Origin of the sequence: Microcoleus sp. S36b_A4, from assembly GCF_036700645.1 — a bacterium.
Classification (GTDB): domain Bacteria; phylum Cyanobacteriota; class Cyanobacteriia; order Cyanobacteriales; family Microcoleaceae; genus Microcoleus.
The window spans coordinates 18,699-34,367 of record NZ_JAUBPI010000069.1 but is presented as its reverse complement, the minus strand read 5'-3'; the positions used below and the strand labels follow the sequence as shown (position 1 = coordinate 34,367).

Genomic DNA, 15,669 nt, shown 5'->3' with positions numbered 1-15,669 from the left:
GTCTGACCAGTTTTTTTTCAACAATTCTCTAAAAGCCTCTTGACAAAAGACTTACAGTCTTAACTTGTCACCAATGGGCGCACCCTACTAGACAGCTCGATCGCTCCATCTTGGCACAAGCCTGATGGAAATACCCTAGATTAAAATAAAAGTTAAAATTTGAGCCGATGCCAATTATCTTAGTTGAAGACTTGAGCAAAGTTTATCCGGTAGCGATTAAAGAACCGGGACTTAAAGGAACAGTGCGACACTTTTTTAGTCGCACTTACCGCAATATCAAAGCAGTTGAGGGCGTTTCTTTTAGTATTGAACCGGGGGAAGTCGTGGGGTTTCTCGGTGCTAACGGTGCGGGCAAAACTACTACGCTGAAAATGCTGACTGGTTTGATTTATCCGTCTGCGGGTACGGTGAGTGTGTGCGATCGTACTCCTTTCCGTCGGGAAGCAGATTTTCTGCAAAAAATCACTTTAGTGATGGGTCAGAAACAGCAGTTAATTTGGGATTTACCCGTGCTTGACTCTCTGCGAATCAATGCCGCTGTCTACGGCATTCCCGATACAGATTATCGACGGCGAGTCGGAGAATTAACAGAGATGCTGTCACTAGAAGGCAAGTTGAATCAGCCGGTACGAAAGCTTTCTTTAGGCGAACGCATGAAAGCTGAATTGATGGCGGCGCTGCTGCACCAGCCGGAGGTATTATTTTTAGATGAACCGACTTTAGGTTTGGATATAAACGCACAGTTTAGCGTCAGGCAATTTCTGCGAGAATATAACGAGCGCTATCAAGCAACGGTGTTGTTGACGAGCCATTACATGGCTGACATTACTGCTTTGTGCAAGCGCGTTTTGTTAATCCATGAAGGGCAATTAGTTTATGATGGCAGTTTGGACGGATTGCTCGACAGGTTTGCACCTTATCGGGAAGTTCAGGTAAAATTAGCTAAGCCGCTGGAAAAAGATAGTGCTTTTACTTACGGAGAGGTAGAATCTATTGAGGGACAATCGGTGCGGTTTTTAGTCAAAAGGGAGGAGCTGACGGTGAGTGTGGCGAAGATTTTGGCGGAGTTGGAAGTGATAGATTTGACTGTTACCGATCCGCCAATTGAAGAGGTAATTGGTAGAGTTTTTCGCACGGGAAAAGTGTAATGTTTTTGGCTGGGTTCATTCTCCATAACAGGCAAGATATCTGTTTCACTAAAGTTTTAATGTTCTGTGGAACGGGCATCTTGCCCGTTGCTAACACCGAAAAATGGAACAGGCAAGATGCCTGTTCCACTAAATTTTCAATGTTTTGTGGAACGGGCATCTTACCTGTTGCTAACACCGAAAAATTAAATCTACAATTGATATGACAAAATCCCTCAAAATTGCTAAAACTTTGCTAGTTACCTACTACGCTTATATGCTCGAATACCGGGCGGAATTGTTTTTGTGGGCGCTGTCGGGAGCTTTGCCGTTTATCTTGATGGGTGTCTGGATGCAGGCGGCAGAAACGGGTCAATTTGGGCTGAATGCGATCGACTTTGCCCGTTATTTTTTAGCGGCTTTCATTGTCAGGCAAACAAATGTAGTTTGGGTGATTTGGGAGTTTGAAAAGGAAGTAGTGCAAGGCAGGCTATCTAATAGATTGTTGCAGCCTCTCGATCCCGTATGGCACCACTTCGCATCTCACGTTTCCGAAAGGTTTGCGAGGCTGCCCTTTGTATGCGGATTAGTGCTGCTGTTTTTTGCACTTTACCCGCAGGCTTTTTGGCTGCCGAGTTTGGGCAGGTTTTTGCTGTTTTTGTTGGTTATCGTCTTGGCTTTTTGCTTGCGGTTCTTGATACAGTATACCTTTGCGCTGTTTGCTTTTTGGCTGGAGAGGGCAAGTGCGATCGAGCAATTCTGGTTTCTAATTTACCTGTTTTTATCGGGACTTATCGCGCCGCTAGAAGTGTTTCCCGCACCGGTGCGCGAAGTAGTTTTGTGGACGCCGTTTCCTTATTTGATTCATTTTCCCGCTTCAATCTTGATCGGATTGCCCGTAGATCTAGGCCGCGGTTTGTTGGTAATGTTGGGTTGGAGTGCGGTGTTTTTTGTGTGGAATCGCTGGCTTTGGCGGCAGGGCTTGAAACAGTATTCGGGCATGGGCGCTTAAATAATAATTAAAAATTAGAAAACTGTAAGGTGCGTCACAGTAAAAATATTAATCGTTTTGTCACAAACACTTAGCTGATGCACCATACTTAACTGTGGAGTAAATCTCCAATCTCAAATCTCCAATCTCAAATCGACTGACGCACCTACTTAAGTCGATCGCACATATCAGACTTGAACTGCATTCACTCACACTCAATTCTTGAAATTATCTGCGTTAATCGGTGTTTATCTGCCTTGCATCTGCGGTCGAGCTATCAATCAAAGATTTATGCAACAAGTCTATCATGCAAAAATGCAATCGGGAGTATTCGACAATTGCATAAACCTCCATTTTTTGTATCTATAAGTACAAAAATTTACAATAAAGTCTTATATTAATAAACCCAACGACTGATAAACGGGATAAAAGAGATTCTAATGACAGCCCAAAAAAACCTCATTGTAATCGGCAATGGCATGGTAGGTCACAAGTTCCTAGAGTTAATGGTCAGCTCGGATGCAGCCAAAAACTGGAATTTAATTACTTTTTGTGAAGAACCGCGCGTTGCTTACGATCGCGTAAACCTCAGCGGATTTTTCTCTGGCAAAACAGCGGGAGATTTATCTTTAGTTCCACCTGGATTTTATCACACAAATGACATAAAGCTTCACATCGGCGACAAAGCAGTCGCCATTAACCGGGAACACAAAATAGTCTCTTCAGCCAACGGTTTAGAAGTTCCCTACGACAAAATTGTTCTCGCGACCGGTTCCTATCCATTTGTGCCATCAATTAAAGGTAAAGACGCTACAGGAACTTTTGTTTACCGGACAATTGACGACCTGGAATCGATGTCCGATTACGCTAAAAATTGCAAAACAGGTGTAGTAATTGGCGGCGGTTTGTTAGGTCTAGAGTGTGCTAATGCTCTGCAAAATATGGGTCTCAAAACTCACGTTGTTGAGTTTGCCTCGCGGCTGATGCCCGTGCAAGTTGACGATATGGGCGGTGCAATTCTCCGCAGCAAAATAGAAGATTTGGGTGTCTCGGTTCATACCAGCAAATCTACCACAGAAATTGTCAGCGAAGATGGCAAAGTTACTAAAATGCTGTTTGCTGATGGTTCGGAATTGGCAACAGATATGATTGTGTTTTCTGCTGGCATTCGCCCCCGCGACGAAATTGCGAGAAGTTGCGGTATAGAAGTAGGAGAACGCGGTGGCATAGTGATTAATGATAGCTGCCAAACCTCCGATCCTGACATTTATGCGATCGGAGAATGCGCCCTGTATCAAAATCGCATCTACGGCTTAGTTGCGCCTGGGTATACAATGGCAAGCGTAGCAGCAGATACTTTGAGCCGTGTAGCGGATGACGGGCAAGATGCCCGTCCCACAAGCACTTTTACAGGTGCGGATATGTCCACTAAACTCAAATTATTGGGGGTGGATGTCGCTAGTTTTGGAAATCCTTTTCCCAAGTCGGGCGATGCTAAAGAAATTGTTGTCGCTGACACCTTCCAAGGCATTTACAAAAAATTAGTTTTAAATCAAGACGGCAGCCGGATTTTAGGCGGAATTCTCGTGGGAGATGCTTCGGCTTACGGCACTTTGCTGCAATTCATGCAAAATGAAATTGCTCTGCCGCCGCATCCAGAAGATTTGTTGATGCCACCGCGAGAAGGGGGAGCATCGGCGGGTTTTGGAGTAGACAGTTTGCCGGATTCGGCTCAAATTTGTTCTTGCAATAATGTTACCAAAGGGCAGATTTGTGAAGCGATTCGCGATCGCAATTTAACCGATGTTGCCAGCGTCAAGAAATGCACTCAAGCTGGGACGGGCTGCGGCGGCTGCGTGCCTTTGGTGACGGATATCTTCAAGGCGGAGATGAAGAAAGCTGGGTTTGCAGTCAAAAATAATCTCTGCGAACATTTTGAATATTCTCGTCAAGAATTGTACCATTTAGTGCGCTCTCAAGAAATTAAAACCTTTGAGGAGTTGATTGCAAGACACGGGAAAGGTAAGGGTTGCGAAATTTGCAAACCTGCTGTTGGTTCGATGCTGGCTTCTACTTGGAATGACCATATTTTAGAGAAGTCTCACGTCGGTTTGCAAGATACAAACGATTACTTTTTGGCAAACATTCAGCGCGACGGTACTTATTCGGTTGTGCCGCGAATACCGGGGGGAGAAATTACGCCGGATAAGTTGATTGTTTTGGGTGAAGTTGCCAGGGATTTTGGGCTTTATACTAAGATTACTGGCGGGCAACGGATTGATTTGTTTGGAGCTCGCGTGGATCAATTGCCGCATATTTGGCGTCGGTTGATTGATGCGGGATTTGAGTCGGGACACGCTTACGGTAAGGCTCTGCGTACTGTAAAATCTTGTGTGGGTAGCACTTGGTGCCGCTTTGGGGTGCAGGATTCAACGAGTTTGGCGATCGAAGTTGAATTGCGGTATCGTGGTTTGCGATCGCCCCACAAGCTTAAATCTGCTGTCTCTGGCTGCACTCGCGAATGCGCGGAAGCTCAAAGCAAGGATTTTGGGATAATTGCAACAGAGAATGGTTGGAATTTGTACGTGTGCGGTAACGGGGGAATTAAGCCACAACACGCGGTTTTGCTGGCGACGGATATCGATAAGGAAACTTTGATTAAGTATATCGATCGATTCTTGGTTTTCTACATCCGCACCGCCGACAGATTGGAACGCACTGCTACTTGGTTGAACAAACTTGAGGGCGGGATTGAATACTTAAAGCAGGTGATTCTTGAGGATTCTCTGGGCATTTGTGCTGAATTAGAAGCGCAGATGGAACATTTAGTCAACACTTATCAATGCGAGTGGAAAACGACGATTGAAGACCCGCAAAAAGTGCAGCGGTTCCAGCATTTTGTGAATTCCGATTTGCCCGATCCGAGTATTGTTCGTGTTGCGGAACGGGGACAAACGCGGCCGGCTAACGAACATGAAAAGGCTCTGGTTGGAGTTTCGGAATAACCCCTCCCCAGCCCTCCCCTTGAATCAGGGGAGGGAGCAAGATAACCCCTCCCCAGCCCTCCCCTTGAATCAGGGGAGGGAGCAAGAATCTCGTTCCCAGGCAGAGCCTGGGAATGAATTCCGGGAGGCTCTGCCTCCTTCGGCGAGGCGAGGCAGAGCCTCGAAACCTACGTTCCCAGCCGGAGACTGGGAACGAGATTGAAGTAAAATAACAGGAAAAGAAGATGGTTCAATCATTACAAGTTTCGGATACTGTGACTACTTGGGTAGATGTGTGTTCTCTGGATGCGATCGCCCCTTATACTGGAGTTTGCGCTTTAGTTAAAAGCGAACAAGTGGCGATTTTCCGAGTGGGAAACGGAGATGAAGTTTATGCGCTCAGCAATTATGACCCGTTTAGCAAAGCTTTTGTTTTGTCGCGGGGAATTGTGGGCGATCGCAACGGGACTCTCAAAGTTGCTTCTCCCATTTACAAACAAAACTTTAGTCTAACTACCGGGCAATGTCTGGATGATGAAACGGTAAAGATTCCTACTTTTGCGGTTCGGGTTGCAGCCGATCGCGTCCAAGTAGCTGTTAGTTAAATTCAGCGGCTTAATTGTTCGATCGCCATCCGCCACCACCTAACATTCCTGTGGGTGCTGGCGGATTTTACATTGGGGCCCTGCCGACTCAGTATTTTTCGTCTAAAATAGAGTCGATTGGCTCCATACTCCAGGCTCGCTCAAAAAAATCTCAACTAATATCCGAGCTGATGGGAGGATTGTCAATGCAAACAAACTTCAGCGAGCAGGGTATCGGTATGTTGTTAAAAAAACTTGTTTCCGAAAATAATCCCCAGACGGTAGCAGAGTTAATCCATGCCCAACTCAAAATCGGTCAACTGACTTGGGGCGAACTCAACATACAAGTTTTCGGCCAGCACTGGCGGGACGAATCTTTGCACGAAGTCCTCAGAGAAATTGCAGCTAAGCTCGACAAAGAAACAGCGAGCCAAATTATAGAATATCTCACGGATCAAAACGGTCAACAAGCAAAATTTATTAATTTGTTTTTAGCAGCGCAATGCCTGTTAAAAGTTAAAAATGATGTTAATAAAAAAACTGCCAAAAAACTGTTAAGCGCTTTAAAAAAGTTATCGCAATACGGTACGGGTTTCCTGATTCTTTATCAAAGCGCTCAAGAGTTGCAGGAAACTTATCAAATTCGCAATCGATCGATCGCGGCGATCGCCCAAACTTGGAAAAACGACCCGCAAACCCTGCCCTGGCTGAAAATACTCGCTCACTCCACAGACTGTGGCGAAGTCCGGGCCACAGCAGTCGAAGCAATAGCCCGTGGTTGGCCAGACCAGCCAGAAATTTACCTGATGCTCAAAAACCTCGCCAAATCCGATAGAAGCTGGGCAGTGCGATCGACCTGTGTGCGAGAAATGGCTTTTGGTTGGCCAGACACGAGCGATACCTTGCCACTGTTGACTGCCTTGGCTCAGTTTGATCAAAGTCCCGCAGTTCGCACCGCAGCACTCGAACAGTTGGCATTTAATTGGCCCGATCGCACAGATACCTTGCTGCTGCTGAGAACCGTCGCCGAATCCGACGAAAATTTGGGAGTACGAGTCTGTGCGTGGCAAGAAATAGCCAGAGGTTGGCACAGCCTTTTAGGCACCGCCTCCCTGCTAAAAAACCTTGCTCAGACAGGAAGTTCTATCCTGCGAACCGTAGCGGTGCGGGAGTTGGCAGCAGGCTGGCCCGCCGCAGCCGACGTTTACCTGCTGCTGAAAACCCTAGCCGAATCCGACAGCAGTAAAGAAGTGCGGACAGCAGCCTTAGAAGAATTGGCCTCGCACTGGCCCAATGAACCAGACATTTACCCACTGCTGAAGAATAAAGCCGAGTCCGACGCGAGTTCGAGCGTCCGGCGCTCAGCAGTGCAAGCAATTGCCTCTGGCTGGCCTGGGAACCCCCAAACTCTGACTTTTTTGAAAAATATAGCATTGGGCGATCGCGACGCCGACCTGCGAGAAATAGCCCTACAACAGATAGCTGCAGGTTGGCCCGACAACCCAGAAACCCTGCCCCTGCTGCAAAAAATAGCTGATTCCGAGGATTACTGGACTGTGCGGCAAGTAGTAGTGGAGGCTGTCGCCACACTGGCGTCAGAAAGTCTCGAAGTCTTTGGCTGGTTGCAAAATCTCGCCGGATCAGATAGACACCTCAACGTCCGAGAAACTGCGGTGGAAGAAATCGCAAAACGCTGGTCTCACCGGGGCGAGACGCTGCCTTTCCTCAAAAGCCTGGTCGATTCAGAGCAAGATTCTCACCTGCTGAGCGTGCTAGTGCGATCGATCGTGCGGGGGTGGCCCGACGCCCCGGAAACCTTGTCTTGGCTGAAAATTCAGCTCGATTCTGGGGAAGCGCTAGTGCGGGAAGCGGCGGTGCTTGAACTCGCTTACAACTGGCCAGACAATCCTGAAATTTGGATGCTGCTGGAGGCTAAAGCAGAGGGCGATGAGAGTCCCGCTGTCAGGCAAATCGCTTTGCAAAACTTAGCGCGCGGGTGGACCAATCAGTCTCAAACTTTCGAGTGGCTCAAAAGTAGAGCTCAAAAAGATGAAGATTCGCAGGTGCGGGCGATCGCCCTGGTAGAGTTAATGCGGGGATGGAAAGACGAGCCGGGAATGTTTGAGTTTTTGCGCGATCGAACTTTGAGCGATCCTGAAAATCAAAACGGTTCTTTTCCTTACAACCCCAGATTTACAGCACTCGAAGCGATTATCGAACATTATCCCGAAAATCCGGGAGTTGTGCCTTTGTTGCGATCGCTTGCAGTTTCCGACGCAGAAGAGCAAGTGCGGGCCTTAGCGGGTCGCCGGCTACGCAGCCAAGACTGGTAAGTAGAAACAATCCTTTAGACACCTCGGAAAATTAATCATGCCTGCTCTTATTTCTGGAGTTTGAGGAAGCTCCAACTTTAGATGTTTAGGCATAACTTGTCTTCATTGCACTCTTAACATTCTTTCAGTATCTCATTCCGGCGCAGCCGGAAGTGATATTAACAGTTAACACTGGGACTAACTCAAACGAGTGACACTCAAATGAGTGACACTCGAAAAAGTTACTGTGCATCCACAAATTCCACCAGTTATACCTGAAATATCAAAGACCAAAACTTAAATGTTGAGAGGAACCACATTATGTACACCGAAGAAAGAAGCTTGAACAATGAAACTATGGCTCTCGTCGCCGAAACTACTTCTCAATCAACTCTGGCATTTGCTGAAACAACGGGAGTAAACAAACCCACTTTACAAAGGGGTTCAACAGGTCAAGCTGTCAAGGAACTACAACAGCTTCTATATCATTGGGGTTATTATTCCGGGGCGATTGACGGTATTTTCGGCATCCAAGTTCACAACGCCGTCAAAGGCTATCAACACCGCGTCTTTTTACAAGAAGATGGGATTGTCGGCCCTATCACTTGGCAAGCACTATACTCTGGTGCACCTGTGAATATGCCGGTAGTCATGAAGGGCAGTTCTGGTAATGCTGTTAAAATTGTTCAGAATGTCTTGAAAATCAATGGATACTATTTCGGTTCCATTGACGGATTCTTCGGGGCGATGACAGATGTAGCAGTGCGACAATTGCAACTCAGCAAGGCTTTACCGCAAGATGGAATTGTCGGCTACAAAACGTGGCACGCCCTCAGCAAGTTACGGCACTAATAACGGGTGGGATTCATATAAATTCCGGTTGCACGAGCGAAATAATTGTTGAGTGTTGACTGTTAACTCGGGGTCAAAAAACAGAATGGTTAACTGTTAACTGTTGACTCGACTTGATTATTCCGATGCAACCGGAAACCATATGATGAGCTTGGCTGTTGGTATTTTGATACTGTAGGAGTTTGTTTCATTTCTGTTGATAATTTAAGCAATATCTAAAGGAGTACGTGTGATGGGTACTAAATTCAAGAGAAGAATTCTCTCAATTGATGGTGGTGGTATTCGGGGTATTATTCCTGCGATCGTTCTCAACTACATTGAAGAGCGCACAGGAAAACGCATAGCAACAATGTTTGATTTTATTGCAGGCACTTCAACCGGAGGAATTTTAGCACTGGGTTTAACTAGAAAAAACTCAGATTCTAGCATCAATAGTGAGCCAGAGTATACCGCTGCCGAACTTGTAAATTTCTATCGCAAATATGGACAAAAGATTTTCAATGAGTATATTATAGGGGATATTGATGATTTGTTACAACCCAAGCACAACCCAAAAGGTAGGCAACAAGTTTTAAAGGATCTTTTAGGTGAAGCTAAGGTTGAAGAGGCATTACGAGAAATTTTCATCCCCAGCTATGATATCGAACTCAGAGCACCAATTTTTTTTACAAGCAATCGGGACGCAGAGGAAATCAAGAGTTTTGATAGCCGGAAAGTATGTACGGGATTCAAAATGTGGGAAGCAGCAATGGCAACTTCTGCTGCACCGACATTCTTTCCACCCTACCAACTCGAAACGGGACATCATACCGATGAAGGATATTACGCTTTGGTAGACGGCGGAATTTTTGCAAATAATCCTTCCTCACTTGCAATGATGGAGGCGATGATTTCTTACAAGAAAAAAACGGGTGAAGAACTACAACGTACTGAGACCCTTGTTGTTTCTTTGGGTACGGGTTCACTAACTAAGAAATATAAGTATAAAGAAGCCAAAAATTGGGGTCAAATAAAATGGGCTATTCCCTTACTTAACGTTGTTCTAGATGGTCAAAGTGAATCGGTTGCCTATGAACTTGCTCAGCTAATGGTGACTAAAAAAGATCAAGAAAATAACCGAAACTACTATCGTTTTCAACTTCAATTGAGTAGCGATAATGGTCACGATCAAATCGACAACGCAAGTCCCACTAATATTGAGTACCTAGAGAACAGAGGTGAAAAACTCATTGAACATAGTAAGAAAGATTTGGATGAGTTGTGTAAGCTTTTGAAGGAGGAAACTGAACTATATCCTAATTAACCGCACCGTTAAATCGAGATCCGGTTGGAGGATTTTGAATGGGGGTAAGATTTTGTGTGTATTCATTCCCACAACAGGGCATCCCAAACCGCACCGCTTCCCCCATTACCTAACACCGATCGCGATCCGAAGCCGTTTTCTCCCACCTGATCAAATCTTCCCGAAAATTCGGGTCTTGCTTGGCATACTGCACGAGGCTTGTAGTTTCTGACCCAGTAGAACAAGTGCGGGCCGCCCGCTTCAAGTGTTAACAATTAACTGTTAATAATCGCTCAAAAGGCCGATCGCATACCGCACCGCTTCCCCCATCATCGAACCACGAACGCGATCGGACGCCGTTTTCTCCCACGTGAGCAACTGTTCCCGAAACACCGGGTCTTGCTTCGCCCGCTGCACGATCGCCTGACTGATGACTTTCTTTTGAATCTGCTCTGTCGGGATACCTTGCTGCTTCAAATAATCCAACAGCCGCTGCACGCTTTCGGAGAATTTATCCGGCGTCTGAGACATCAAAATAAACGAAATTTGGCGCACCATTCGCTGGTAGATTTCCTGTCTTCTGAGCAATATTTCCTTGTGACTCGGTTCCACCGACTCCACACTGTTACTAGGAACCCCCAAGTCGAGCAAACTCAAAATTTCAGCGTCCTTGGCTAAAACCTTTTCCAACATATCTGGATAAAGTTCCAAAATGCGATCGCCCAAAATCTTGCCGTTCACCAAACGGTTCGCGCTCAGCCTCAGTAAATTTTGTTCTCCCGCAGAGTCAAAAAATTGAACGTTAAATTTGAGTTCGTGGCTTTCCAACTCCACCCGACGCAGCGTAAAAACCAAAGCCTCCCAATTAGGAGGTTCATCAAAACACACCTTCACAATAGAACTGTCCTCTTGATGCTGCCGCCCCAATTCCCCCGACTCAAAATCGCGATTGACCGGAAAGCGATTTGCCGCAACTTTCGCAGTATAATCAAATTCAGTAAAAACATAGCTGCAGTCAACCCTCGACAGATCGACATCTTGAACTTGCCAATTTTGAATGCAGCAACCCGTAAGCTGCGCCCCCTCCAAATTCGTCCGAATCAAACGGCACTCAATCAAACAAGCTTCTCTTAAATCCGCCTCACCCAAAATCGCATCCATCAAATAAGCGCCGCTCAAATCAGCTTTCCGCAAATCAGCACTTCGCAAATTAGCTTCGCTCAAATCCGCCCGCAACAAATACACTGCTTGCAGGTTAGCTCGCAGCAAAAGCGCCTTCTTAAAACTCGCTTTCAATAAATAAGAACCTGCCAGATTAGCTCGACTCAAATCAGCGTTATCCAGCACCGCCTCAGTCAAATCCGCCCCCGCCAGCACAGCTCGGTGCAAGTCAGCGCCCGTCAGATTTGCAGATCGCATTTGAGCGCCATTCAAGTCAGATTCGATCAAATTTACACCGATTAAAATTGCCGATCGCAAATTCGCTTCCACCAAATGTGCTTCCCGCAAATTAGCACCCGTTAAATTAGCACCAACAAGACTGGCGCGGTTGAGATTCGCCTCCATCAATTCCGCCGCCATCAACTTCGCGCCGTCGAGTTTAGCCCCGGCAAAATTAATTTGGTCAGATTTAACTCCTTGAAGATTAGCACCGCCCAAATCCGCTTCCGGGAACGCAGCCCAATTGAGTTCTGCTGCTTCCAAACAAGCAAGGCGCAAATCCGCTTTAGCAAGATTTGCCCCGCTCAAATTTGCCCCGCTCAGATTCGCCCCAGCTAGCCCCGCACTGCGGAGATCCGCGCGGCGCAAACAAGCCCCTATCAACTTGGCATTGCTCAAAAAAGACCAGCTCAAATTAGCACCGGTCAAGTTAGCACCAGTGAAGTCTATTTCTCGCAGGTTAACACCGCTTAAACTAGCGCCGCTGAGGTCAATGTGACCAAAGTTACGCTCTCCCTGTTGATAGCGCTGTAAAAATTCTTGTGTTTGCATTCCGCAGATTGGGGGGCTGGCAATTTAGCTGTTTTAGGACGCGCGGTTCATAACTTTAACTCTAAGGTACGCACGGAACACGAGCGGGTTAGGCACTGGGACACTACTCCTACTACTTACTGCAAGAACTCATGTCCTCCGGGTGATCCGTGGGTACTGTACCTCTATAGATGACACTTCAAAGGATTTGTTGCGTAAGTTCTATTTCTACTACCAGTTTTACAGACTTTTGTAACTTAAAGCAGCAGAGTTCACATCTTATACGCTGCCCCGCCGGAGAGTGTTTTCACCTAAAGCGCTGCAATTCTTGCTGCAAGTGTTTTCCCCATTTAGTCGCTAGAGGAATTTCTGTAAAAGGAACCTGCACCGCAGGAGCATCTTTCAACAAAAATTCGAGGGCGATTGGACTCCCAGAATTCGGTGGCGAATCTAAATCAACTGCCTGAGATTTGACTAACAACCGCAGCGATTGCACGTCTTTTAAAGAAAAAGTTTGCAAATTTACCGGCCCGCTGCGAGTAGGTTTTCCCCAAGTTAAACTGTCTTCTTGCTGACCGAGTACAGCATAAATATCGTACTTGGCTTTAGCGAATTGTTCTGCCCAGACGCGATACGCTTCCAGCTTTTGATACTCGTTCCATCCTGCCCAAGCTAGCCCAATAAAAATTGCCAGCAGCGGCAGCCACATTAAACCTCTTTCCATGCAATACCCTTTTTGAAAATAATCGCTTGTTCAGTTTCTCATCTTCTCTAATGATACAATTAATTGAACTCCTCAAACTTGCTCTGCAATTTAAACTAGAAATTAGAGCAATTTTTGAGCGAGCAACAGCCACTGCCGAAAACTACCAAACGCTCGCGTGGGAGATATCCACAAGTCGCAGCAAGGAAAACTGGCGCTGGCGGTGAAAATTGGGTTATTGTGGTGAACACGCCTTCCCTAAACGGACGATCGGCAATGAAAAAGTTTTTCCTTCTGTGCTTATTTTTAATCGGGCTTGGCTGGGCGATTTCTAATTTCCCAGGACTTGCTACTCAAGGCACTTACGACTCGATTGTGCTGGATTTCCGCGAAGATTTGGGTGCTGCTGAGATTGCGAAAGAAGTAAATGCGATCGCCCAACAGTACCAAGTCGCACCGCAACTCAACAGCGAATTCTCAGCGGGCGACAATGTATATGTAGTTAAGGGCGATCGCACTTTGCTAAACGCCCTGAGAAAATCAAATTTGGCTAAAGATACCGAATACATTGAACCTAACTACGTCTACAGCGCTTTCGAGATTCCCAACGACCCCATGTATACCAAGCAGTGGAATCTCCGCAGTATCAACGTAGAATCTGCTTGGAACGAAACCAAAGGCAGCGGCACAACAGTAGCGATAATTGACACGGGTATTACTCCAGTCGCTGACTTAAAAGAAACCAAATTTGTACCGGGCTACGACTTTGTAAACGATCGCGCCGAAGCCTACGATGACAACGGCCACGGTACTCACGTCGCAGGTACTGTCGCCCAATCAACTAACAACAATTACGGCGTTGCGGGCATCGCCTACGAAGCAGCTTTAATGCCGCTAAAAGTGTTAAGCGGCAGCGGTGGCGGCACGGTTTCCGACATCGCCGAAGCGATCAAATTTTCTGCTGACAACGGTGCAGATGTTATCAACATGAGTCTCGGTGGCGGCGGTGAAAGTCAGTTAATGGAAGAGGCGATCGACTACGCCCACTCTAAAGGCGTTGTCATCATCGCAGCCGCCGGCAACTCCGGCGACAGTTCCGCTTCCTATCCCGCCCGCTATCCCCACGTCATCGGCGTTTCCGCCCTCGGCCCCGACGACGAAAAAGCCTCTTACTCCAATTTCGGCGCAGGGGTTGATATTGCAGCCCCCGGCGGTTCTGAAATGGGCAAGATCCTGCAAAGTACGATCGACCCGGAAACTGGCGCCGAAGTCTTTGAAGGCTACCAAGGCACTAGCATGGCTTCTCCCCACGTTGCAGCCGTTGCAGCCCTTGTCAAGGCCTCCGGCATCACAGAACCAGACGCAATTCGCAGCGTACTCTTGCAGTCGTCGCGAACAGTCACTGAAGATCCGTTAAACCATTTTGGTTCAGGACACCTAGACGCAGCCGCAGCAGTTCAGCTAGCCCAGCGCGGACAAGTCAATTTCCGCGATTTCTTCCGCTGGCTGCGCGATAACGGGTATCTCAACCCCCGCTTTTGGATTGACGGCGGTGCAGTCGCCCTGTTGCCTAAGATTGCAATGGTGCTCGGTTCTTACCTGCTGGCTTTCTTTTTGCGGAATTATTTTCCGTTCCAGTGGACTTGGGGCTTTTCCGGCGGCTTGATGGCTGGTAGTTCTGGGTTCTTTTTCTTGCGGAACTTGTTTGTATTTGACTTGCCGCAGTGGCCGATGCGGGTGATGGGCAGTTCTATTCCAGAACTCGGCGGTGCAATTAATGGCAGCAGTATGCTGAATCCCTTTTTTGCTAGCGTTTTGATTCCGGGGGTTTTGATTGCTTTGCTGTTGGGACATCAACAGTGGAAGTGGATCGCGATCGCAATTTCGATCGGTTTTGCCAGCAGTTTAGCGGTGAATGCTTTTGTCTCTCCCACAGTCTGGGGATTGGGCACAGGTTTGATATCACAAACATTCTTAATTGTCAATGCTTTTCTGTGTTTCGGACTGGCGCGTTTAGCAATTAAAACAGAGGTGCGATCGGCATGAGTATTACTGTCAAAGGTGAAATTGAACGCAAAGGATTAGGCCCGGGTACTTGGGCATTGGTTGGCCAAGATGGGGAAACTTACGAACTTAAGGATGCTCCTTCTGACTTGAAAAAAGCTGGTTTGAAAGTGAGTGTTAAAGGTGAAGTCCGCAAGGATGTGATGACGTTTGCTATGATCGGTCCGGTGCTTGAGGTGCAGTCTTTTGAAGTGTTGTAGGTCGATCGACTAATCCAGCTTTCGAGCAAAAAAACCCCGGCCAAAATTGGCTGGGGTTTATTAATCAGGGTGCATCTTTATTTACTTTCCAGTGGCTAGTACGATGTTCGGGAGAAATTTGATTTTTAACCGCAGATGCACGCAGATTAACGCGGATAATTTTTGATTTATTGAAATTTTGCTGTTTTGGCTGCAATACGAAAAAAAAACCCGGCCAAAATTGGTCGGGAGTTAATTAATCAGGGTGCATCTACTAATTTAGTCTCCGGTTCGAGGTGTACCTGTTCCGGACTGTTTGCGAAAATTTGGGAAAATTTGTGGTTTTGGCTGCAATACGAAAAAAAAACCCGGCCAAAATTGGTCGGGAGTTAATTAATCAGGGTGCATCTACTAATTTAGTCTCCGGTTCGAGGTGCACCTGTTCCGGACTGTTTGCGAAAATTTGGGAAAATTTGTGGTTTGGGGTGCGATCGCCAAAAAAAAACCCGGCCAAAATTGGTCGGGAGTTAATTAATCAGGGTGCATCTACCAATTAAGCTTCCTGAGAATTCCAGCGCCATCCGGACAACTTCAAACTTTATTCAGCATCACCGTCGATA

The 15,669-nt window shown here is 46.8% G+C and carries 12 protein-coding genes; 10 read left to right on the top strand and 2 right to left on the bottom strand.

What is annotated here, in order from left to right:
• The first annotated feature begins 167 nt into the window (after positions 1-167).
• The 7 genes from QUA03_RS20280 (at position 168) to QUA03_RS20250 (ending at position 10,153) form a co-directional block, all read left to right on the top strand.
• Positions 168-1,148 (top strand): ATP-binding cassette domain-containing protein, encoded by a 981-nt coding sequence (locus tag QUA03_RS20280; protein WP_333214377.1) that lies wholly within the window; start codon positions 168-170, stop codon positions 1,146-1,148.
• A gap of 202 nt (positions 1,149-1,350) precedes the next feature.
• Entirely contained in the window at positions 1,351-2,139 is a 789-nt protein-coding gene (locus QUA03_RS20275) for an ABC-2 family transporter protein (RefSeq protein WP_333214375.1), read from the top strand.
• Positions 2,140-2,558: 419 nt separating this feature from the next.
• Entirely contained in the window at positions 2,559-5,123 is a 2,565-nt protein-coding gene (gene nirB, locus QUA03_RS20270; RefSeq protein ID WP_333214373.1) for a nitrite reductase large subunit NirB, read from the top strand.
• 224 nt (positions 5,124-5,347) lie between these two features.
• On the top strand, positions 5,348-5,707 hold the full coding sequence (gene nirD / locus QUA03_RS20265) for a nitrite reductase small subunit NirD (protein WP_333214371.1): 360 nt from the start codon (positions 5,348-5,350) through the stop codon (positions 5,705-5,707).
• Positions 5,708-5,892: 185 nt separating this feature from the next.
• Positions 5,893-8,019, top strand: a complete 2,127-nt coding sequence (locus QUA03_RS20260; RefSeq protein WP_333214369.1) for a HEAT repeat domain-containing protein — start codon at positions 5,893-5,895, stop codon at positions 8,017-8,019.
• A 300-nt stretch (positions 8,020-8,319) separates the two neighbouring features.
• Positions 8,320-8,850: a peptidoglycan-binding protein gene (locus QUA03_RS20255; RefSeq protein ID WP_333214367.1), complete on the top strand. Its 531-nt coding sequence runs from the start codon at positions 8,320-8,322 to the stop codon at positions 8,848-8,850.
• 232 nt (positions 8,851-9,082) lie between these two features.
• Complete coding sequence (locus QUA03_RS20250; RefSeq protein WP_333214365.1) at positions 9,083-10,153, top strand: patatin-like phospholipase family protein; 1,071 nt, start codon at positions 9,083-9,085, stop codon at positions 10,151-10,153.
• 261 nt (positions 10,154-10,414) lie between these two features.
• Here the strand turns inward: QUA03_RS20250 and QUA03_RS20245 are convergent, their stop codons facing one another.
• Positions 10,415-12,124: a pentapeptide repeat-containing protein gene (locus tag QUA03_RS20245; RefSeq protein WP_333214363.1), complete on the bottom strand. Its 1,710-nt coding sequence runs from the start codon at positions 12,122-12,124 to the stop codon at positions 10,415-10,417.
• Positions 12,125-12,410: 286 nt separating this feature from the next.
• A complete protein-coding gene (locus tag QUA03_RS20240) occupies positions 12,411-12,827 on the bottom strand; it encodes a hypothetical protein (protein WP_333214361.1) in 417 nt (138 codons plus the stop codon).
• Between the two features lie 50 nt (positions 12,828-12,877).
• Here QUA03_RS20240 and QUA03_RS20235 point away from each other — a divergent pair, with 50 nt between their 5' ends.
• The 3 genes from QUA03_RS20235 to QUA03_RS20225 are packed head-to-tail and all read left to right on the top strand — an operon-like array spanning position 12,878 to position 15,070.
• Positions 12,878-13,033, top strand: a complete 156-nt coding sequence (locus QUA03_RS20235) for a hypothetical protein (RefSeq protein WP_333075628.1) — start codon at positions 12,878-12,880, stop codon at positions 13,031-13,033.
• 49 nt (positions 13,034-13,082) lie between these two features.
• Complete coding sequence (locus QUA03_RS20230; protein ID WP_333214359.1) at positions 13,083-14,852, top strand: S8 family peptidase; 1,770 nt, start codon at positions 13,083-13,085, stop codon at positions 14,850-14,852.
• Positions 14,849-15,070 carry a hypothetical protein gene (locus QUA03_RS20225; protein WP_333085886.1) on the top strand — a complete coding sequence of 74 codons (222 nt, stop codon included), beginning with the start codon at positions 14,849-14,851 and terminating at the stop codon, positions 15,068-15,070. Before QUA03_RS20230 ends, QUA03_RS20225 begins: the two co-directional genes overlap by 4 nt.
• Positions 15,071-15,669 lie beyond the last annotated feature (599 nt).

What these genes read in the sequence shown, in the direction of transcription:
- QUA03_RS20235 (WP_333075628.1), top strand. Translation starts at nt 12,878, where the DNA reads ATGATACAATTAATTGAACTCCTCAAACTTGCTCTGCAATTTAAACTA.
- QUA03_RS20250 (WP_333214365.1), top strand. Translation starts at nt 9,083, where the DNA reads ATGGGTACTAAATTCAAGAGAAGAATTCTCTCAATTGATGGTGGTGGT.
- QUA03_RS20255 (WP_333214367.1), top strand. Translation starts at nt 8,320, where the DNA reads ATGTACACCGAAGAAAGAAGCTTGAACAATGAAACTATGGCTCTCGTC.
- QUA03_RS20260 (WP_333214369.1), top strand. Translation starts at nt 5,893, where the DNA reads ATGCAAACAAACTTCAGCGAGCAGGGTATCGGTATGTTGTTAAAAAAA.
- nirD (WP_333214371.1), top strand. Translation starts at nt 5,348, where the DNA reads ATGGTTCAATCATTACAAGTTTCGGATACTGTGACTACTTGGGTAGAT.
- QUA03_RS20280 (WP_333214377.1), top strand. Translation starts at nt 168, where the DNA reads ATGCCAATTATCTTAGTTGAAGACTTGAGCAAAGTTTATCCGGTAGCG.
- QUA03_RS20230 (WP_333214359.1), top strand. Translation starts at nt 13,083, where the DNA reads ATGAAAAAGTTTTTCCTTCTGTGCTTATTTTTAATCGGGCTTGGCTGG.
- QUA03_RS20275 (WP_333214375.1), top strand. Translation starts at nt 1,351, where the DNA reads ATGACAAAATCCCTCAAAATTGCTAAAACTTTGCTAGTTACCTACTAC.
- QUA03_RS20240 (WP_333214361.1), bottom strand. Translation starts at nt 12,827, where the DNA reads ATGGAAAGAGGTTTAATGTGGCTGCCGCTGCTGGCAATTTTTATTGGG.
- nirB (WP_333214373.1), top strand. Translation starts at nt 2,559, where the DNA reads ATGACAGCCCAAAAAAACCTCATTGTAATCGGCAATGGCATGGTAGGT.
- QUA03_RS20225 (WP_333085886.1), top strand. Translation starts at nt 14,849, where the DNA reads ATGAGTATTACTGTCAAAGGTGAAATTGAACGCAAAGGATTAGGCCCG.
- QUA03_RS20245 (WP_333214363.1), bottom strand. Translation starts at nt 12,124, where the DNA reads ATGCAAACACAAGAATTTTTACAGCGCTATCAACAGGGAGAGCGTAAC.